This window comes from Paenibacillus sp. MAH-35, from assembly GCF_058135425.1.
In genome coordinates this window covers 33640-52194 of record NZ_JBYUPU010000042.1, presented here as the reverse complement: position 1 = coordinate 52194, position 18555 = coordinate 33640, and the positions used below count along the sequence as shown (strand labels likewise).

Annotated in this window: 26 protein-coding genes; 8 read left to right on the top strand and 18 right to left on the bottom strand. The window is 55.6% G+C overall.

The genetic code is table 11. The features are described from left to right. Positions 1 to 43: 43 nt before the first annotated feature. Positions 44 to 1393 (bottom strand): neutral/alkaline non-lysosomal ceramidase N-terminal domain-containing protein, encoded by a 1350-nt coding sequence (locus tag AC3Y2E_RS28660; RefSeq protein WP_379216623.1) that lies wholly within the window; start codon positions 1391 to 1393, stop codon positions 44 to 46. Next, positions 1339 to 1695 carry a cupin domain-containing protein gene (locus AC3Y2E_RS28655; protein WP_379216621.1) on the bottom strand — a complete coding sequence of 119 codons (357 nt, stop codon included), beginning with the start codon at positions 1693 to 1695 and terminating at the stop codon, positions 1339 to 1341. The genes AC3Y2E_RS28660 and AC3Y2E_RS28655 overlap by 55 nt, the downstream gene beginning before the upstream one ends. A 154-nt stretch (positions 1696 to 1849) precedes the next feature. Here AC3Y2E_RS28655 and AC3Y2E_RS28650 point away from each other — a divergent pair, with 154 nt between their 5' ends. Beyond that, positions 1850 to 2740, top strand: coding sequence for a helix-turn-helix domain-containing protein (locus AC3Y2E_RS28650; RefSeq protein WP_379216619.1), 891 nt, complete (start codon positions 1850 to 1852; stop codon positions 2738 to 2740). Positions 2741 to 2869: 129 nt separating this feature from the next. On the opposite strand, the gene AC3Y2E_RS28645 is transcribed toward AC3Y2E_RS28650, so the two are convergent. The 5 genes from AC3Y2E_RS28645 to AC3Y2E_RS28625 all read right to left on the bottom strand — a co-directional run bounded on the left by AC3Y2E_RS28645 (position 2870) and on the right by AC3Y2E_RS28625 (position 6881). Further along, a complete protein-coding gene (locus tag AC3Y2E_RS28645; RefSeq protein WP_379216617.1) occupies positions 2870 to 3451 on the bottom strand; it encodes a nitroreductase family protein in 582 nt (193 codons plus the stop codon). Positions 3452 to 3515: 64 nt separating this feature from the next. Continuing rightward, on the bottom strand, positions 3516 to 3974 hold the full coding sequence (locus AC3Y2E_RS28640; RefSeq protein WP_379216615.1) for a hypothetical protein: 459 nt from the start codon (positions 3972 to 3974) through the stop codon (positions 3516 to 3518). Between the two features lie 39 nt (positions 3975 to 4013). After that, positions 4014 to 4259 carry a hypothetical protein gene (locus tag AC3Y2E_RS28635; protein WP_379216613.1) on the bottom strand — a complete coding sequence of 82 codons (246 nt, stop codon included), beginning with the start codon at positions 4257 to 4259 and terminating at the stop codon, positions 4014 to 4016. 59 nt (positions 4260 to 4318) lie between these two features. Further along, on the bottom strand, positions 4319 to 5371 hold the full coding sequence (locus AC3Y2E_RS28630) for a metallophosphoesterase family protein (RefSeq protein WP_379216610.1): 1053 nt from the start codon (positions 5369 to 5371) through the stop codon (positions 4319 to 4321). A 448-nt stretch (positions 5372 to 5819) separates the two neighbouring features. After that, positions 5820 to 6881, bottom strand: a complete 1062-nt coding sequence (locus AC3Y2E_RS28625; RefSeq protein ID WP_379216608.1) for a zinc-binding metallopeptidase family protein — start codon at positions 6879 to 6881, stop codon at positions 5820 to 5822. Between the two features lie 177 nt (positions 6882 to 7058). Between AC3Y2E_RS28625 and AC3Y2E_RS28620 the strand changes: the two genes are divergently transcribed. The 4 genes from AC3Y2E_RS28620 to AC3Y2E_RS28605 all read left to right on the top strand — a co-directional run bounded on the left by AC3Y2E_RS28620 (position 7059) and on the right by AC3Y2E_RS28605 (position 8584). Further along, positions 7059 to 7352 carry a hypothetical protein gene (locus tag AC3Y2E_RS28620; RefSeq protein WP_379216606.1) on the top strand — a complete coding sequence of 98 codons (294 nt, stop codon included), beginning with the start codon at positions 7059 to 7061 and terminating at the stop codon, positions 7350 to 7352. Positions 7353 to 7555: 203 nt separating this feature from the next. After that, positions 7556 to 8032: an Hsp20/alpha crystallin family protein gene (locus tag AC3Y2E_RS28615; protein ID WP_379216603.1), complete on the top strand. Its 477-nt coding sequence runs from the start codon at positions 7556 to 7558 to the stop codon at positions 8030 to 8032. Positions 8033 to 8047: 15 nt separating this feature from the next. Further along, positions 8048 to 8245: a hypothetical protein gene (locus tag AC3Y2E_RS28610; protein ID WP_379216601.1), complete on the top strand. Its 198-nt coding sequence runs from the start codon at positions 8048 to 8050 to the stop codon at positions 8243 to 8245. A gap of 24 nt (positions 8246 to 8269) precedes the next feature. Beyond that, a complete protein-coding gene (locus tag AC3Y2E_RS28605) occupies positions 8270 to 8584 on the top strand; it encodes a hypothetical protein (RefSeq protein ID WP_379216599.1) in 315 nt (104 codons plus the stop codon). Positions 8585 to 8615: 31 nt separating this feature from the next. On the opposite strand, the gene AC3Y2E_RS28600 is transcribed toward AC3Y2E_RS28605, so the two are convergent. From AC3Y2E_RS28600 to AC3Y2E_RS28585, 4 genes are all read right to left on the bottom strand, one after another. Then, a complete protein-coding gene (locus AC3Y2E_RS28600; RefSeq protein WP_332072413.1) occupies positions 8616 to 8834 on the bottom strand; it encodes a double zinc ribbon domain-containing protein in 219 nt (72 codons plus the stop codon). A gap of 485 nt (positions 8835 to 9319) precedes the next feature. Continuing rightward, the gene (locus tag AC3Y2E_RS28595; protein ID WP_379216596.1) at positions 9320 to 9826 is read right to left on the bottom strand and encodes an Hsp20/alpha crystallin family protein; all 507 of its coding nucleotides are present in this window, start codon (positions 9824 to 9826) and stop codon (positions 9320 to 9322) included. Between the two features lie 45 nt (positions 9827 to 9871). Further along, positions 9872 to 10135 carry a hypothetical protein gene (locus tag AC3Y2E_RS28590; protein ID WP_379216594.1) on the bottom strand — a complete coding sequence of 88 codons (264 nt, stop codon included), beginning with the start codon at positions 10133 to 10135 and terminating at the stop codon, positions 9872 to 9874. Between the two features lie 20 nt (positions 10136 to 10155). Next, positions 10156 to 10413 carry a hypothetical protein gene (locus AC3Y2E_RS28585; protein ID WP_190926628.1) on the bottom strand — a complete coding sequence of 86 codons (258 nt, stop codon included), beginning with the start codon at positions 10411 to 10413 and terminating at the stop codon, positions 10156 to 10158. 155 nt (positions 10414 to 10568) lie between these two features. On the opposite strand from AC3Y2E_RS28585, the gene AC3Y2E_RS28580 reads away from it, so the two are divergent. Next, positions 10569 to 11021 carry a hypothetical protein gene (locus tag AC3Y2E_RS28580; RefSeq protein WP_379216592.1) on the top strand — a complete coding sequence of 151 codons (453 nt, stop codon included), beginning with the start codon at positions 10569 to 10571 and terminating at the stop codon, positions 11019 to 11021. Positions 11022 to 11164: 143 nt separating this feature from the next. Next, on the top strand, positions 11165 to 11428 hold the full coding sequence (locus AC3Y2E_RS28575; protein ID WP_379216590.1) for a hypothetical protein: 264 nt from the start codon (positions 11165 to 11167) through the stop codon (positions 11426 to 11428). A gap of 109 nt (positions 11429 to 11537) precedes the next feature. Here AC3Y2E_RS28575 and tatA read toward each other — a convergent pair whose 3' ends face one another. The 5 genes from tatA to AC3Y2E_RS28550 all read right to left on the bottom strand — a co-directional run bounded on the left by tatA (position 11538) and on the right by AC3Y2E_RS28550 (position 15422). Continuing rightward, positions 11538 to 11744, bottom strand: coding sequence for a twin-arginine translocase TatA/TatE family subunit (gene tatA / locus AC3Y2E_RS28570; RefSeq protein ID WP_379216588.1), 207 nt, complete (start codon positions 11742 to 11744; stop codon positions 11538 to 11540). A 93-nt stretch (positions 11745 to 11837) separates the two neighbouring features. Beyond that, complete coding sequence (locus AC3Y2E_RS28565) at positions 11838 to 12863, bottom strand: Gfo/Idh/MocA family protein (protein ID WP_379216586.1); 1026 nt, start codon at positions 12861 to 12863, stop codon at positions 11838 to 11840. 35 nt (positions 12864 to 12898) lie between these two features. Further along, the gene (locus tag AC3Y2E_RS28560) at positions 12899 to 13603 is read right to left on the bottom strand and encodes a PIG-L deacetylase family protein (protein ID WP_190926619.1); all 705 of its coding nucleotides are present in this window, start codon (positions 13601 to 13603) and stop codon (positions 12899 to 12901) included. A 34-nt stretch (positions 13604 to 13637) separates the two neighbouring features. Continuing rightward, positions 13638 to 14588 carry a sugar phosphate isomerase family gene (locus AC3Y2E_RS28555; RefSeq protein WP_379216583.1) on the bottom strand — a complete coding sequence of 317 codons (951 nt, stop codon included), beginning with the start codon at positions 14586 to 14588 and terminating at the stop codon, positions 13638 to 13640. Positions 14589 to 14609: 21 nt separating this feature from the next. Beyond that, a complete protein-coding gene (locus AC3Y2E_RS28550) occupies positions 14610 to 15422 on the bottom strand; it encodes a sugar phosphate isomerase/epimerase family protein (protein WP_379216581.1) in 813 nt (270 codons plus the stop codon). Between the two features lie 228 nt (positions 15423 to 15650). On the opposite strand from AC3Y2E_RS28550, the gene AC3Y2E_RS28545 reads away from it, so the two are divergent. After that, complete coding sequence (locus tag AC3Y2E_RS28545; protein WP_379216579.1) at positions 15651 to 16544, top strand: AraC family transcriptional regulator; 894 nt, start codon at positions 15651 to 15653, stop codon at positions 16542 to 16544. Between the two features lie 27 nt (positions 16545 to 16571). Here AC3Y2E_RS28545 and AC3Y2E_RS28540 read toward each other — a convergent pair whose 3' ends face one another. Both AC3Y2E_RS28540 and AC3Y2E_RS28535 read right to left on the bottom strand, forming a co-directional pair. Next, positions 16572 to 17582, bottom strand: coding sequence for a Gfo/Idh/MocA family protein (locus tag AC3Y2E_RS28540; protein WP_379216577.1), 1011 nt, complete (start codon positions 17580 to 17582; stop codon positions 16572 to 16574). 44 nt (positions 17583 to 17626) lie between these two features. Continuing rightward, positions 17627 to 18553, bottom strand: coding sequence for a carbohydrate ABC transporter permease (locus AC3Y2E_RS28535; protein ID WP_379216575.1), 927 nt, complete (start codon positions 18551 to 18553; stop codon positions 17627 to 17629). Positions 18554 to 18555: the final 2 nt, after the last annotated feature.

Here is an 18555-nt window from a genome sequence, read left to right as displayed (position 1 = left end):
CGGTTCTCGTTCACGCCGTTGCTCACGATAGTGCCCCTATCAACTACAAAGCACGAAAGGCCGCCGTAAACGCCTCCGCCATCCGCTTGTCGATCCCGGGCCGGAACGGTCCTTTCAATCCGTATTCAACGACAGACCCTTCCGCTTCATAGCCGCCCTCCACGATTATTTGGTCGTCGGGTATATAGGCAGTCGCATCCGCATACCCCCAGAACAGAAGCGTGACACCCGGGAACAGCCGCTCCAGCTTCCGCTTCACTTCGTAACACGGTTCTCCGCCCATATAGGCGATGTAGAGATCGGCACTTAATCGGATAAGCCCGGCGGGCAGGATGACATAGTCCGGCATGTGATCATAGTGGTTTAGTACTCGATTCGCCATGCCGACCAACCCCGGCCGCGAAGCTGGGTCACTTGCGATTGCAGCAAAATGGCTTTTTGGATACGGATCTATTTCTAGGTGAACCTTGAATTGACAGGCCGCCACATCCGGTTGTACTTGAACCATCGCCTTCGGATTGGTCAAAAGCAGCTTGATCGCTTGAACGATCGAAATCGCCATTTCATTTATTTCGTCATAGGTGCAGGTGATGAACATGCCCTTGTATGCCGTCGCCTTCGGTCGGCTGTTTCCGCCCGCCCCCTGGAAGAAAATGCCCATCGCCCCGAAATACTCGGCTTCAAGGAGGTGACAAATCCGGCCGGGGTAGTCCCCCGAAAGGTACAACGTATCTCGGACCGTGACGGGATGGCAGGCGTAATTAAATAAAACGACTTTGGTCCGTCCATCTAAATCCAACACCCTTAGCACATGCAAGCGATCATCTTTTGCCCCTTCCGGGTTTGGCAAGTTCTGTATTTCTCCGTCTGCCGACAGCCTGCGATTGATATTCCAGTCCCCGTTCACTCCTCCAGCCTGCAGCGTCCCTTCAAATGTATTGACCATCGCCCTGGACACGCAGCTCTTAATTCGTGATAGCAGGAATCGCTCATAGCTAGGCGAATGCTGACTTGCATCGTCATAGCCCACCATTGCGGGACCGCCATGCGTATGACTGTAGGTCAGGAAGAAATGGTCTGCTGGGATATGAAAGGTGGCTTCACTCCACTTCTGCAGCTCTTCAGTCAGGGCGAAATCGTGGAATAACAGATCGAGCGATACGAATATCAGCTTCGTTTCACCGTCTTGTACAAGTAAGGCCCGCACGTACAGATCGTCATGAACGCCTTGAAACGGCTTATTGAAAAAGGAGCCGTATCCCCCCATGTACGTGGGCAAATCCGGGGTTATCAAATCTTTTGCAACTCCGAAACGCATCATTCTCCCCTGCCTTCGTCTTACTTGTGATGGACGGGTTGGCCCGGGATTCGATCCGGCCAGTTCGCGACGCAAATGTACTCGAAATCCTCTTCGGAGATGCAGGTCGCTTGGTGCTCTACATCGCGCGGGATGTAGACGACGTCCCCGAATTCGACTTCATAAACGGTTTCGTTCAGCCTGAGACTCGCTCGGCCACCCATGATGATGTAGACTTCCTCTTCATCGTCGTGATTGCCGACCGTTGTGCTCTGGCCCTTGGAGAGCCTCACATAGTTGCTGGAGATCGTCTCTGCTTCGTGCTCTTCCAGGAAGGTGACGCCCTCCCCCTCATAGCCGGGAAGTTGGGATAGTTTTTTGACGAATGGTTGCGCCATAGCTTGTTTCCTCCGTTTGTAGTAATATTTTTTTAGCTGCACCCCGAGTATAGCTTGAAGGGGAGGAAGGCAGTAGCCGGCCAAGCGCCATCTTTTGCAGAAACATGTCACTATCGTGCTATTTCAGCTTACATGGGAGAGTGGGGGGAAGGTTATGGAATTCATCGCAGCAACGAATTTTATAGTCCAGACCCGGATCGGGAGCTTGATGTTCACCATACATATGGATGGAACGTTCCTATCTGACGGCTCGCCCGCGATGCAGAATCAGCACAATCATGCGATGAGTGAACTGCACTTCGTTGCATCGGGTTCCGGGCTGTTAACGTTGAGCGGACAGGAGGAGGAGGAAGCGCTTATCCCTCATACGGCCTACCTGATTCCGTCCGGCCTGTACCACGCCTTCCAATCGGATCGCTTCGCACCGTTACGCAAATACACGTTCCGTTTCGAATATGTCGAAGCCGATGAGCACTCGGATGGCCCGCCCGAAGAGGCTGAGACGTTAAAAGCTGTTTTCCTTTCCAAGGAATTGCGCCGTATCCCGAATCAGGAGTGCCTGCTCCCATTGTTTCAACGGATCACCCGTGAATTGCAAGAGCGCCGTCTCGGTTACTACACCATTGTGCAGGCAGGCTTCAACGAGATCCTGGTCGAGCTTATGCGTGCCTTAACCGGCTTCAGCGCTGTATCCGTTCCGATTCCTATCCCAAGTATCGACGATACGCGCAGCCAGCTGATCGATGATTACTTCGACCATTATTCCTCTCATTTGACGCTTGAACATTTATCCAGCCTGCTTCATCTCAGCACTCGTCAAACGAACCGGGTCCTGCAACGGATGTACAAGAAAACCTTTAGTGAGAAATTGGCGGACATTCGGATCGAGGCGGCGCGTAAGCAACTCGCGCATACCAAACTCCCTGTCTCCCTCATCGCAGAGCAACTTGGGTTCGCCTCATCCTCATTCTTTTGCAAAACGTTCAAAAAACGGACCGGGACGACGCCGCAGGCCTACCGGAGAATGAATGCAAGGTTGAAGTGACGGAGACTCCAACCTTCAATCTTCATACCTCACAGTAAAAGCGCTAACAAAAAACATGATACTTTTCCACACAAATAGCGGCACTCTGCAAGTGCCGCTTCGTCGCCATCTCTTCTTCCCGGCTCCGAGTTACCGGGCCGCCGTATCGATCCACACCGTCTTTTCTTGAACCGGCCGTCGCGACTTGGCGGGAGTCGGCATATCCGGATAGCCCAGATAGATCAGCGCGGTTAACTTCTCGTCTTCGGTCAAACCGAACGCCTGCTTCATGATCGGATGATACATCGGCTCGCCGGAACGCCAGATCGCGCCGAGACCGGCGGCATGCGCGGCAAGCAGCATATTTTGCACGGCGGCATGGACGGCGGCGAATTCTTCGCTCCGGTTCACTTGAGGCTCTTTGGAAGGCGAGGCGGCGACGGCTATGACGACAGGCGCCCGAAAAGCTTTGGCCCCCTGCTTCGCCCGCAGCTCGGCTTCATCCGCCGCATTGCCCGGCTTCGCCGTTTCGACGGCGATATCGCCGTACGCTTTGGCCAGCACGCTCCGCCCTTCGCCTCTCATGACATAAAAACGCCAAGGCTCCGTCGCATGATGACTCGGCGCCCAGTTGCCCGCTTCCAAGATTAGCTCGATCGTTTCCCGGCTGATCGTCTCGTCTTTGACCCGGCCAATCGATCTCCGGCTTTTTATCGCTTCATACAAATCCATAAGTATCCCTCGTTTCCGGCCGATCGACCTTCTTTGTCTACATAATGGGGGCGACCGCCCCGTTCTAGAGTTCGTCTTTATTAAACGAAAGTACAGGGATCTTCTCCCCCTCATTATAACCGTTGCACCGGCTCAGCGCGAACGTGTAGCTCGTCCCGCCGTCAATCCGCTCGATCGCACGGCAGACAAACTCCCGCTTCCCTCTGTCGGCCTCGCCGGTCATTCCGTCCCGGGTGTTGTCGATCGTCCATCTGATTTCTTTTCCTTGTGAATGTACGTCATGAATCCAGTAACCTCCGTCCACGACCGGCGGGATCAGGAGAACATATCCCCCTTTTCCTTGCTGAAACCGGTCGGCGAAATCGTTAAACAACTCCAAATCATACCGGTCGAAATGGGTAAGTATAATCGGATGCCGTTCCTCCTTCAACTGGTCGTAAAGCTGCAAATTCAAATATATGGACGCCAGTGCAATCAAAGTTACCGCCAGGAAAGCAATCTTACCCGGCACGCTTTTATTCATGGCTTTCCCCCTCCGGTTCACAATGCCCGCACCGGCAAGCTACCCCAGTCTGGACAGCTCGGCGATCCGGATATAACCGGCCCCGTCATAAAGCTCGTCGCTTTCGTATCGTTCGAGCTGAAAAGGGGTATCCTCCAGCTCGCTCCGCAGCTGCTCCGAAGTAAACCATCGAACGTACCCTTCCCCTAGCGGGAAAGTGTCGCCTCGCTCCAGGATGGAGAACGCCGCTACCGGACTCCGCTCAAAATAGTCGTCTCTCGCTTCGTCCAGGCTATCGTCAGGCACAATATTTTGCATAAGTAGCAGGAGTCAGGTTCATAACAGCGGTAACCGCGCACGGGATGTCAGGCCAGCGGAACGGTCCAGTCTGCCTCTTCGATCCAAGAACGCCCGATAAATTCTCTTCCCCGCAGCCTGATCTTATCTTCGAAAACTTGCACGTATAAGCCTTGCGACACCTGCTCCCTGAACGGCCTGAACTCGGCGTTCAACACCCGGCCGACGGACGAATTCTGAAACCAGTGAAACGTCTCCTTGACGTAATGCTCCCTGCCGTTCTGGAAATCCTGGTGCGTGTGGCCGGAGAATACGAAAACCGGGGAATGCGGTTGCAAAATATCCCGGAATTCGTTCGCCCGGATCATAGAATGATTGCCTCCGTTGCGTCCGGCGGCGGGCAGCGGCTGATGAATCATAATAAAGACCGGCTTGTTGTCACTCCGCGCCGCCAGCCGCTCCCGAAGCCAAGCCAGCTGCTCGTCGGAATACCACGCGCCTTCCCCGACGTCCAGTTTTTCCTGAACGTAGGTTTCCTGGGACAGCAGCAGCAGCCGGTAACCGTTCACCACCGCTTCCGAATACGGCTTATCCAGACCGAACTGTTCCATGAACATTATACGTGACTGCCGATCGGACTTGCCGTTCGGCATCGTTTCCTTGCTCCACGCTCCGTTTGCGTCGATCCAGATGTTGTAATAGTCATGATTGCCCATATTGGCGTATACCGGCGGGAGCTTGTACGGACTCATCACGTTCCGGAACTCCTTATAGTCGGTTTCGGTCGCCGATTCGGTAATATCGCCGGTCAGTACGATCGACTCGATCTTCGATTCGAAAGCTTTCATATCTTCAAGCGCGCGGCGCAAATTGTCGCTGGGATACGAAACGCCGCTATTGATATGCAAGTCGCTCAATATCATAAATGACAGCAGCGCACCGGACGGATCGTCCTCATTGCCCCATACGATACCTTGCTCTCCGAGCCGTGTGTGTCCGGCCGGTTCGTCTAAGCCCGGCTTCTCTGCGGGGTCCAGCCCGAATGTCCATGCGCCTCCCGCAGCGGCGGCCGTCAGGAAGCCTGCTGCCAGCATCCTCCGGATAAATGTCCGTCTGTCCATAAGCCGCCTCCTTATCCAGCAACGTTCTCTGTAATTTGATTATAACCAGCCGATTGCCGAAGAGAAACAGCGATATGTGCGGGAAGAACATCTCCTTAATTAATTAATGGAATTAAATAAAAGCTTGAGCGGGGTCTCATCCAGACAGAGGAACGCTTCAACGGGAAGAAGCGGTATATGGGGTTTGAACAGTCGCGGTTTACTTTATTAGGGCTCAGGCGAATTTTTAATATGACGCTGCAAATCCCCTTCCTAGGTTCATCAGTTTGTGCGATTGGGGGGAAGGGCCGTAGACAGTCATTAATGTGGTTAATCACTTTAATTCCCAGAATACAGCAGCTGGATCGATTCGCAATGTTTCCGGTTCCATCTTCCCCGTGGACATCTGCCTGCTTATAGTTGCGAGGAAGCCCCGCATGCCTGTTGAGGCAGTACGGGGCTTCCAGTGTTACAGCTCGTCGTGGATCGGGTTCAAATTTTCGCTTCCGGACAAATGTACGATCATATCGACCAGCAGCTCGATCTCTTGCTCGATGTCCCGCAAACTGGCTGTTTCCACAGGAGCGTGCATATAACGGAGCGGCAGCGAGACGAGCGCGATCGGAACGCCCCGGCCTGTCGTACGAATCATATCGGCGTCGGTCCCGGTTTTGCGAGGCGTCAGCTCGTATTGCAGCTGCATGCCCAACCGCTGCGCGCTAAGCTCGAGCAGCCGGTTGACTTTCCGGTTGATCGGCGCTCCCTTGGCAAGCACAGGCCCTCCGTCCAGCTCGATGATCTCATGCTTGGACGTCGCTCCCGGGTAATCGGTGGCGAACGTAACGTCGACCGCAATCGCCATCGTCGGAGCAACCCCGGCACCGGCGAAATACGCCCCTCCCATATTCGTCTCCTCGTTGACCGTGCTGGCCGCATACACGCCGACTTTCGCCCCCCGCCCGGCAACGCGTCTAAGCGTCTCTGCGGCGATAAACGCCCCGGTGCGGTTATCGAGTCCGCGCCCGCTCAGCCTGTCGTTAAGCAGCAGCTCCGGCTCCCGCTTGTACACGCACAGATCGCCCACCTGCACCAAAGCGGCAACCTCCTCCTTGCTCGCCGCTCCGCAGTCGATGCACAAATCGGAGAATTCAAATTCTTCCTTCAGCCCGCCATGATGCTGGGCGTTAGCCCCGATTACCCCGGTAAGCCGGCCTCCGTAGCCCAATATATCCACCTTCATGCCGACCGCGAGCTTTTGGCTGATTCCTCCCAAGGCGTCAAAGTAAATAAACCCTTTCTCGTCAATCCGGCTGACGATCAGCCCGATCTCGTCGCAGTGTCCGGCGATCAGCACCTTGAACTCCGCCTCCGGGTTAAGAACGGCAATCGCATTGCCCGCCATATCTGTCCGGATTTCCTGTGCATACGGTCTTACGTAATCCATCCATTTCCGCTGTATGCCCCATTCCTGACCGGAGGGGGACGGAGTCGACAGCAAGTCCAGCAAAAACTGCTTGGCCTCAGCCTTCATACGGGAACCATCCTTTCTTCATTAGCTTGCAATTGATCCAATTTTATCAGAATCGGATGGTTCCGTTCCACTGTACCGATCCGGCCGATCAATTTGTTCGGTCGCCTGCTGGATTCCACCACGCCGCATCTGGTAAGATATAGCTAAATGTGAAAACAAAAAGGTCGTGAACAGCTTATGGGCGTCAGGTTCAATCGCGAATACCGCGACATCGTACGGGATTTGGGACATGCTCTCGGACAAATTGACAATTGTTACGAATCGTTTGCTATGGAGCGGGCGGACTGGGAGGAACTCGATCGCGAGGAGCAGATCGAATATATGTGTACGCTGGCCGACGATATTTTCTACGGGCTCGGGGCCGAGCCTACAATCGAGATCGGCGAAGGTAAAGTACAGTACGATTCCGTCAACCACGTGATCCGGATATGGACGGACGCGCAGGTCGTGCACTTGGTGAAACTCGTATAGTCCTAGTCGCTACCGTTTCAATAAAGCCGGGAGACGCTCGCTGCGTGCTTCCGGCTTTATTTTTTTGTCCCCCAAACCATACGGATTCCGCCGAAGATAATCGGCAACCAAGAGCGAGACCGTTCTCCGACGTCATGGGATCGCCGCTTTGCTCATACGATAATAAAAGAGTACGAACCGGCCCATGCCGAAAGGAGGCTGCCGTGAGCGAAATCCCCCGCCAATTTTGGAAAAACCTTCGTTCCCAAGCCGACCGGACGTTGGGCGATCAATTTTGGCAAGATATATCCGGACTGATTCCTACGCAGCAACCGCGCACGGACGTCTACCTGACGGCGGACCGGCTCTTCGTCATCGTCGAGCTTCCGGGCTGCAAGGCGGATGCCGTCAAATTGTCGTTTCACAAAAACTCGCTCCATATCCGGGGAGACCTTTCTTGTCCGTATCCGGTGGAGGAAGATGAGCTGATCGTAGCCGAACGGTTTTTCGGGCCGTTTCACCGCAAGGTCGAGCTTCCTCCCGGCATATCCGGAACCGGTATGAAAGCCCGTATACGCGATGGACTGCTGACCGTCGAATTTCTCCGGAAGCTCGAGGCCGACTCTCCGGTCGATATCGTTATCGATCCGGCGGATCTTGCAGATTCAGACAGCGAGCCGAGCAACGATGCTTCGGATTAAGGGAGGGAAAACCGAATGGTACGCATCCGATTCGAATCGATCCGGATCGACGAGTTGACCGACAGCTCGTCGGTTAATACCGGAATCAATGTCATTATCGGGAGAACGAGCCGGGAGGAAGTCAGCGAAAGTATGGGCTCGTTTGACGGAACCCGCAATCAGGCGCATGGCGGCATACATATTCAGAAGAAACGTCCGCAGCGATCCTCATAACAGGGCGATGGGAGGCTCGAGATCATGGCCGCTTCGTTGTTTTCCCCGAACTTCGTGATCGGGCATATCGAGATCGGCAGCGTGGAAGGCGCATCCTGCGTCAATATGGGCAATAACTTTCCGTCCCATTTTCAAAGCAACAAAAAGCATAACCAAGGGTTCGGCGACGTAACCGGAAATAACAACAGGTTGTCCGGAATCCACTCAGCGCTGGACGATTCGGATTTTATGGACTGGTTGTCCGGCGAAGAAGCCAAGGAAATTCCCGAGCCGATTCGCCGCTGGTTTACCGATCTCGTGCGCGAATCGGCCGGGCAAGCCGACCTTGTCGCCAAATAAGGCTGAACCGCAGGAAGTTCATGCCGGCTGGCTACAGCAATCCCGATTCTCTAAATACGGTCGGCGATCCGCAATCTGAGCAAAACGCCGCATCCTGGCGATTCACCTTCGAGCAGCCCTTGTGCAAAGGGCTTTTCTTTTTGGTGCAGCGATTCATCAAAGGTGCGCCGCAGCGGACGCAATACTTGTCGGCTTTCTCAGGCTGATGTCCGCAGCGGACGCACGGGTCCCTCTCTTTCTCTTCCGCCATGTCCCCCGCCTCCGCTTCCGTGATCCGATTCAACATCCTCGGGATATCGTATGCGGAAGGCGGTCACATGCGCATCAGGAACCGGGACAGACGAACCCAAATTTCGCTTTCGGAACGGAAACGTCATGCGTACAGGCTACTAACTCTATAAGAGTCTCTGGCACCTCCTATTTTCGGCATCTTGGGAGGAAAGTGACAAATAGAGGCGGTTTGTACCCCTTATTTCTGCCACCTGAAAGGGTCTGCGCCTTTTTTGCGGGATATTAGAGCTTCAAACCGCTCTTATTGGTAGCGACCAAGCTGGTTTTCGGACCAAATAAAAGCTGCAAACCGCTCCTATTCGGGGCCTCCCTCCCCCCAGCTAGAAGCAGAGAAGCAGGACAGAGCGCCGTCCTCCAACAAAAACAAACTGCCGGGGGATTCCGGCAGCTCGCGGGTGGACCGTTCAGTTTCAGTTTCGCCCGCCCCGTCTCCAGCCGATTCGGTCAGCTGTCGCCCATAAACCGGACCGGAATCTCCTTGACGGGCGATTCCGACTCTTTCGGCAGCGTCACCTCCAAAATCTGTTCCTTGCAGATCGCCTTGGCTCCATCGAGCCTTACCGGCACGGGGAGCTTGATCGTTCTTGCCTCTCCTCCGGGCAACCCGGCCAGCCGGAGCTCGTAAGCTGTGCCGAACACCCGGACGTCCCGCGAGGCCGGGCCTCCGGACAGCTTCACTCTGACGATGACGGCGCGATGCGTCTCGAATACGTTGCAAGCGACAGCCGTCTGCCTGGAAGGCGCGGCGGAAGGCTTGAAGTTCGCCGCAGCGGAGTCAGGCACCGCTTCCGCCAGGATGCCTTTCACGTACCGGTCGACCCAGGGAATCGTCCCGGATGCGCCGTTCCACGTTTCTTTCCACCCGCCTTCGCCGAAAAAACGGTTCTGAAAGTCGTCCCAGTCAAACGGAGCGCGTCCGGCTGGAGCCTCTTCCTCGTTTGAACGGCGCATATTCATCCCCTCCTTCCGCTCTCAGCCGCCGCCGTGAGACCCCGGCTAGCACGCTTTCGCCACCTGCTGCCCGCTTAAGATAACGTCCCGGTCGTCGATCGGCGTGTCGATCATATCGTTATCGTAAATCACATTGATGTTGCCCGTAATTTCATGATGATCGCCGGATATGCCCGTAATGCTGGCATTCGTTTTACTGTGGGAGCTCCACGCGTACTGCAGGTTCGTGCCGATAAATACGCCCGAGTTCGTTTCCATCACATTCACGACGATCCGGTCGAACTGTACGAGAAACTTCGTATCGAGCATGGCCTCCGCCCGCCTCCTCCTTACGATTGAATGCTGCCCCCGCCTTCCTTCTCGAATCCGTCGAAAATAAGCGTATCGAGGAAATCGTTATCCGACAGCAGGTTCAAGTTGCCCGAGAAATTGCCGCCGCCTCCGAAGCCGTTCGTAATCGAGCCTATCGACATTTGGTTTTTATTGTGCGAATCCCAGCCGGGGGCCGCATTTTCGCCGACGAAGATGGCGCCGTTCGTCTCTTGAGCGTTCACATAGATCCCGTTAAAGATAATCGTTCCCGGCATGCCGTTCCCTCCATTCCGTCGTAATAAACCATATATATGACCGGTCTTTGTTGTCCTATTCGTGCCCGCGGCAAAGCGCAAGCATCGTTTCCAGGGTCAGCCCATATACTGTTATAGACAAGTTGTCAAAATCCCGTACACAAAGGACAATGGCCATGTTCAAATGGTTTGCGCAGCGCGGTAAACCGGCGCCGGACCCCCGGGAAAGTGCGGATCATGAGCTGGCCCGGCTGGAACGACAAATCGAACGGCTTGAACAGACGGTCCGGTCGCTGGCCAACGAAACGAGAAAACAAAATATTGTCGTGCGCCAGCTGAACGTCCATCACCCCGTCGTGGAAAATGTAACGTTCCGGCTCGACGCCCTGGATATCGAGGAACTGAGCGGTTCGCTGAATCTCGGCAACAACTTCGACGTCCAATTCGATCCGCAATCACTGTTTCGGGGCAAAGAAGCGGGCAAGCAGACACCGCCGCAAACTCCCAATTCCGCGAACACCTCAGACGCCCCAAAAAAACGCGCCGGACGACCGGGCCGCGAAGACAATCCGGCGGGCGCAGACGGCCTCCGCCGAACGTCCTCGGGTTATTCGTACAAAGCTCCGTAGCAAGATTCGGACCCATGCGGTCATTCGCCCAACCCGCGCTCCCTATTCCCGCGTAAGCTGTAGCTGACCACACACCCGGAGCTTCCGGACGAAAGGAGGGGGCAGCGATTCCCCAATCAGCGATCATCTTTAAGGAAATCCGGGTGAATGAGATGGGACCGAACAGCGGCGTCTTTATCGGCAACAACCGGGCGCCGCTCTGGGGCTCGTTCAGCAAGCAGCAGACCGCCTTCAGCGGCGGCAACGGAAACGCGACCGGAAACCGTACTTATTTCTGGGACCGCGACCGGGTCGACTTCGTTGCCATCGGTCCGTTCAAAACGCAAAAAAAGCGCACAAAGAAAAGCCGGACGCTTCTCCGCAAAGGCGGGAACGTCCGGTCCAAGTCCAAATCTTCCAGATTATAGGTCATGATAACGGTTTCAAACAAATCCGCCAGAACATCCCGCTTGACACGACCGGATGCACATCCGACCATTTCCCGTCGTCCGGTCATCTCCCGGCTTCATCAAACCGTCAGTTTACCTGCTTGCGCTCGGTTTTTTTGCTGTCGTCGGTGTTCTCTTGTTCGGCGTCTGCGATCATCTGACGGCTGCCTTTGCGGAATTCCCGCATCGTGTCCCCGATTGCGCGTCCCAATTGGGGAAGCTTCGATGGTCCGAACAGAAGCAATGCGATCAAGACGATAAGAACGATCCCTGTCCAACCAATATTGAATGGCATGCGATTCCCCTCCTTTCTCTTAACGATAACAGACAACCCGGTCCGGAGCAATCCCCGGCCGGGCTATTTTTGCGATTTTTCGCGAATTTACATCTACGCAATATTTACCAGCGATCCGCCCTCCCGGGCAGAGCGCGCTTCCGCTTCGGCGATCGCCAGCGACGCGAGCGTCTCCTCCGGCTTGGCTCTCACAATCGGCCGGTCATGCAGCACCGCGTCGGCAAAATATTTAATTTCCCGGTAATAGCCGGGCTCGTCGGGTAACTGCGGCACAATTGCTTTGCCGTCCCCAGGATTGTCGCGAAGCACGCGCTTCTCGTAGACGAGATTGCCGCGTTCGAAATTAACGCGGAACGACATCTCGAAGCCGAATTCGCCGGCCAGCGTCCGGTCGCTCTGCGAACTGACCACCTTCCGGTCGGGATAAACGTACTGGGTGGAAATAATATCGAACGAGCTGCCCGGCAGTACGTCGAGCGCCAACGTCGATACCGAATCCGGCTTGCCGAACAGCCAGTTCACCATATCGATATCGTGGATATGGAGGTCATACAGCCCGCCTCCGCTCGTCTCCGTGCGCACCATCCAATCGTTGTGCGTCCATTGCGGCGGATTCCCGCCGCGGAAAAAATGAGCGGACAGCACTTTGCCGTAACGGCCGCTGTTTACCGTCTCCTTCAAATATTCATACTCGGGCCAGAAGCGCAATACTTGGGCGACCATCAGCTTCTTGCCGCTCCGCTCCGCCGCTTCCAGCATCCGCCTTCCTTCTGCGGTACTCAGCGCCATCGGCTTCTCGCAGAGCACGTGCAGTCCGCGCTCCATCGCTTGCACCGTCATATCCGCATGAAGGTAGCTCGGCATCGCGATGTCGACGATATCCAGCTCCTCCTCTTCGAGCATGCGGCTGTAGTCCGTATAGTGGCGGCTGGCGGACAAAGCGAGGTTGCTCTCGTCGACCTGAATGTTGCCCCCTGCGAAAATGCCGCGAAACTTGTCCTCATCCGTATCGCAGATCGCCGTCACCCGGATCGGATAGCCTTCCTGCTCCAAGCGCCGGTAATTCGTCAGATGCGCCCGCCCCATAAATCCGAGGCCGACCAAGCCCACTTTCAACATACGTTTCTCTCCCCACATTAAATGATGACCCCGGATCAAACCGGGAACCGGACCGCGTTCGGCCTCGTCCATACGAGATGCTGAACGAACCCTTCCGCATACGTGCAGCCCGCCTGGATGCCCCTTGTCTTCCCAAGAGTCGTAACGAAATCGACGATATCGACGTTATCGTGTTCCTTCAGCCAGACGAGCTGGCTTTGGTGCTTGCGCAGCATCTCCAGCTTCGTCTCCATATGGCCGGTAACGTCGACGTAAAAGGTCGGTTCGAAGCCGAGACCGGATAAATTGTCCATGTAGTACAGCCCCGGAACTTTGTCCGCGGCCGGATGATTCGTCTTGAACCAGGGCAATGTAGCGAAAAACGTCGCATGAAACACAAGCTGGCTCACCGCGATATGATCGGGCATATAATCGTTCGGCGCATGCGTAATGACGATATCGGGGCGCGCATACCGGACCAGATCGATGAAAATCATCCGGTTTTCCTGGCTTTCGGCAATCAGCTCGCCGTCCCCGAAGCCAAGCGACAATACTTCACTGCCGATTACCGCTCCGGCTTCCTGCGCTTCCGCACGACGTATGACGGTCAGCTCCTCGGGCGGGATCGTATAATGTCCCTTGTCTCCTTTGCAGGCGTGGCAAATTACGATATGGTGGCCGTCTTCCTTCAGCTTGGAGAGCGTTCCGGCGCAGGAAATCTCGATATCGTCCGGATGGGCCCCTACTGCCAATATGTTCATTCGGTTTACTCCTCTCGTTCCTCAAACCGGCCTGTCAATTCAATTCCGGCACAAGCGGTCCTGCCAGATCGTTCAGGAAAAACAGCTTGCCCGGCAAAGTCGGCATATAACTCGACGGCACCCACGGGTCCGGTCCGTATTTCAGCGTCGTCAGCAGCGACATGCCCTGCCACATCATCCCACGCCCGAGCAGACCGTCTGCGCCGCCGATCGCATAATCCGCCTGCAAAAACAAGCCCGGACCGATCGTATTGGCGTAACAAGGGACAAGCGTCGTGCGGCTCTTAAAGCTCGTGATCGCGTTCTGCTCGATCGTCAGCGGATGCAGCTTGGCGGCGATCCGGTGCGTATCGGCGCGCCACAACGACTCGGATTCGTACTCCCCGGCGAAGTGCGGCTCCCAGAACGCAATATGGAACACGCGGCCGATCCCGTACACGACGGCAAGCTTGGCGCCTTCGCTTCTCAGCTTCGCGATCTTCTCCGCGTACAGCGGCAAGTTTTCCTTGGTTGCGAAGTTACGCTGGTTTTCCGGTACCGTAAGCTCGCCGAGCTGATCGTAGAAGCTGTTTTCCATCGCGTACTGGAACGCGCCGGGGTTCGTCGGAGGCAGCGTGTTGCCCTCCGCGTCGCTCCATTCGTCCATATTGAACCCGTAAACGTGCGAAGCGCTTACGTTCCAGGCTTTAAGGAAATAGATCGTCCATTTGTACATCCCCATCGGTCCGACCGGCAGGATCAGCGCCAGCTTCTCTCCGCGGTCGCGCGTTTGCTTGATCAGCAGGGCGATCTCATGGCCCATATACGTGTCGAACTGCTCCAGGCTTGCGCACGATACCGGTTCGAAAGACGCGTTCCAGTGTGCTTCCCGAGCAAGCGCTTCCTGCCGCGGCAAACCGGCGCAGCGGTCGATTTTCTCCAGATCCCAGCCTGCCGGGAAAAATTGTTCCATCAGAGAACCCTTTAAAGTCGTAAACAGATTCATATCCGATCTCCTCCCGGCTGATCAGGCCAGCCACGCCTTTAATTGATCGACTGTCGCCCGGATATCCCGGGCTTGCTCCTCGCCGGCGATTTCCCGTTCGATAATCAGTTCCCCGTCGTACCCGATCGAGCGAAGCTTGGTCAGCAGAGCCGGGAAATTGACTTTGCCCGTACCGACCAGCACCTCTTTGCCGAGCAAGTCCCCGTTTGTCGGGTACATCCCGTCCTTGACGTGGACATTGCGGACATAAGCGCCGATCACGTCCAGCGCGTCGACGGGGTTGCCTTTACCGTACAGGATCAGGTTGGCGGGGTCGAGGTTAATGCCCAGATTGGATGTGCCGACACGCTCGATCGTCCGCAGCAGCACAACGGGCGTTTCCTGACCGGTCTCGAACCAGAAGCCGATGCCGAGCTTCTCGCAATAAGCGGCCACTTCGCGGATCGCTTCCACGACGCCTTCGTAGTTCGGATCGGTGACGTTTTCCGGGATGAAGCCGCAATGCGTGACGAGCGCCGGAGCGCCGATCCGTTTGGCGAAATCGGCCCAGCCTTTGAGCGTCTGCACGCGTTCCTCCCGGTATGCCTCAGGAACGAGCCCTAGCGTAACGGGCCCTTCCGTAAAGTTCCATTTGCCCGGACCGGCCACCCAGCCCCACATCGCACAAATTCTCACGCCGTGCTTCTCGGACTCGCGGACGACCTGATCGGCGATCTCCGTCGTGCACAGCTCCGGATTCCATCCGATCAGCTGGCAGACGTTCAGCCCGAATTGGCTGACATGCTCGAAGCAATTGCCGTTGTTTTTCAAAATATTGACGACGCCGATTTCCATCGTGATGCGCCTCCGTTTCTTGTCGTAGTTTCAACGTAATCATACCTTGGAATCCGACAGCCATCTTTAGACGATGGAGCTTCTTTTTTGCACAAGGTTTTGTACAATTATTCGATTCATTTGCACTTTCTTCCGGCTCGCAATCATTTTTGCAATGGAAGAGGAATTTGCCGATAAATGTGGAAATGAAGAAAAAAAACGTTTTCAGCGGAAGGGGCCATTTCGACGATGCGATTCCCGCGTTACGAAATCCGAGAAGAACTACACATTCGCAAGTTGATCTCGTGCTACTATTTCGAACTGTCCAAAAACTACAAATATGCCGGCGAGAAGCATGATTTCTGGGAAATATTTTACGTCGACAAAGGGGAGATCGAGCTGGATACGGACTCCGGCCACTTCTGCCTGAAGCAGGGCGATCTGCTCTTTCATGAGCCCGACGAATTTCACAGCCCGCGCAGCAACGGCAAAGTATCCCCCAACGTGTTCGTCGTGACGTTCGAATGCGATTCCGAGCCGATGTCGTTTTTTTTGCGCAACAAAATGTTTCATCTGACCGATAAGGAACGGTTCGTACTCGCCCAGTTGATCGAGGAAGGGTGGAATTCGTTCGGCCCGAATCCGACGGGCAGCGGACGCATCCTGACCCCCCGCGAAAACGCCCCCTTCGGAAGCGAGCAGCTGTTCAAAGTGCATCTGGAGACGCTGCTCATCCACCTGATCCGCTCCAGCCACGCCGACAAGGAGCTCCCGGCTGCTCCCGTTCCGCGCGAGAAGCAGGAAATCGGGATGGCCGACAAAATCATCACCTACATGAACGAGCATATCGGGGAAAATTTGACGCTGGACCAGCTGTGCGACCATTTTGCGATCGGGCGTACGCAAATCAGCATTATGTTCAAAAAACGGGTCGGCTGCGGCGTCATGGAATATTTGAACCAGCTCAAGATCGACCGGGCGAAAATGTATATCCGTGAAGATGTTTACAATTTGACGGAAATTTCCGAGCTGCTCGGCTACAGCAGCGTCCACTATTTTTCCCGGCATTTCAAGAAGTCGACCGATATGACGCCTTCCGAATATGCCAAGACGCTGTCCGGGGGATACCGGATTATCAAGTAAACCGGCTCACCCCGGGACAGCACCCCGTTACATCAAAATAATTTCCCGGTGACTTCGCTGCGACTCGTAAGATCCAAGGATAATTCCTAGCGATCGTTTGCCGTCTTGTCCCGTTACGACGGGCGGCCGGTCTTCCCGTATGGCGAGCGCCATATCGCGGATTTGAGCGGCATGTCCGTCCGGCACGACGAAGAACGGCTCGAAAGCGGGAATGTGCACCGTTTCCCCGATCACATCCAGCGCCGTAATCTCATCGCCGGTCAGCTCAATCGTCCCTTTGTCCCCGTGAATGACGATCCGGTGGTCCGGCTGATTGTAGGCCGTCGTCGTCGCTTCGATCGAACCGAGCGCCCCGCTCTTGAACTGCATCGAGACGACGGCCGTATCCTCCACTTCGATATCTCGCAAAATGTTCCGGGCGTAGCCGTGCAGCGTCTCGACCGGCCCGGCCAGCCATTGCAGCAGATCGATCGTATGAATGCCCTGATTCATCATCGCCCCGCCGCCGTCCATCGCCCACGTCCCCCTCCATCCGGCGCTGTCGTAATAGGCCTGGTCCCGGTAAAACTTGACATAGCCGCTACATAGGCTCAGCCGTCCAAGCTTGCCTTCATCGAGCAGCATCTTGACGAACTGCGAAGCCGGCGACATGCGCCTGGGAAAGATCGTCGCCAGCTTGACACCCATCACCTCGCAAGCTTCGATCATCCGGTCGGCATCCGATAGCGAGATCGCCATCGGTTTCTCGACGACGACATGTTTGCCCGCCTCCGCCGCCTCGATCGTCTGTTCGGCATGCATGCCGCTCGGCGTGCACAAGCAGATCGCCTCCACGTCCGGGTCGGCGAGCAGCTTGCCGTAATCGGTATACGCTTTAACCCCGTATTTGCTGCCGTATTCCGCCGCCCGGCTCTCGTTTGCGTCGCAAATGGCAGCCAATTCCGCTTCGGGAGCCCGCTCGATCCCGATAAAATGGCTGAACGAAATGCCTCCGCAGCCGACGACGGCAAATTTCACCTTGCCTCTCTCCATACCCATCGTTTAACCCTCGATTCTACGATTCATTTGAATGTCTTCATTCCCTATTCCACCAGACCGGTCCGCTCTACCCCTTCGACAAACCACCGCTGGGCGATCATGTAGACGATCAGTGGCGGCATAATGATCAGAAAGCTGGCCGCCATCCGGATCGTTTCGTTCAGATCGAAGCTGCCGCCCTCCGCATCCGGGTACAGTCCCGTCAATACTTTGTTCAGGCTGTACAAGCTGAGCGACAGCGGCATATCGTTGCCTCCGAGCATCATCCCGGTGGTGAACGTCTCGTTCCAATGCCAGACGAAGGAAAACAGGAATACGACGACGATCGCCGGCTTCGCCAGCGGGATCATCACCCGCCAGTACACCCGGAACGGTCCGGCGCCGTCGATCAGCGCGGCATCCTCCAGCTCTTTGGGCAGCGTCATGAAAAACTGACGGAATATAATGACGAACAGCGCTCCCCGGATGCCATGCCCGAGCAGGGCGGGCAAGATAATGCCCCAATGGGTGCCGAGCAGTCCCAAATTTTTGAACAGGACGTACAGCGGAATAATCAGCGTTTGCGGTGGGATCAGGAAGCTGAAAATAAGCAGCGCGAACAAAATATTTTTGCCCGGAAACTTCTGCCTGGCGAACGCATAACCGGCGAGCGAGCAAAATAACACTTGCCCGATCGCCGAGCTGCCGGACAAAAGCAGCGAGTTTTTGAGCGCTTCGGGAAATTTCAGCCCCTCCCACGCCAGTCTCAGATTGCTCCATTCGAACGATGTCGGCACCCACCGGATCGTCGGATCGAGCAGATCGGCCGTCGTCTTGAACATCGTCGACAGCATATACAGAAACGGCGTCAAATACATCAGCGCGATGTCCAGCAGAACGAGATACAAGATGACGAGCACGATCATTCCTTTCCGTTCCCGGTCGCCGAGCAGCAAGGTGCGCGCCCGGTCCGCCCAATGTCTCCCTATCATGG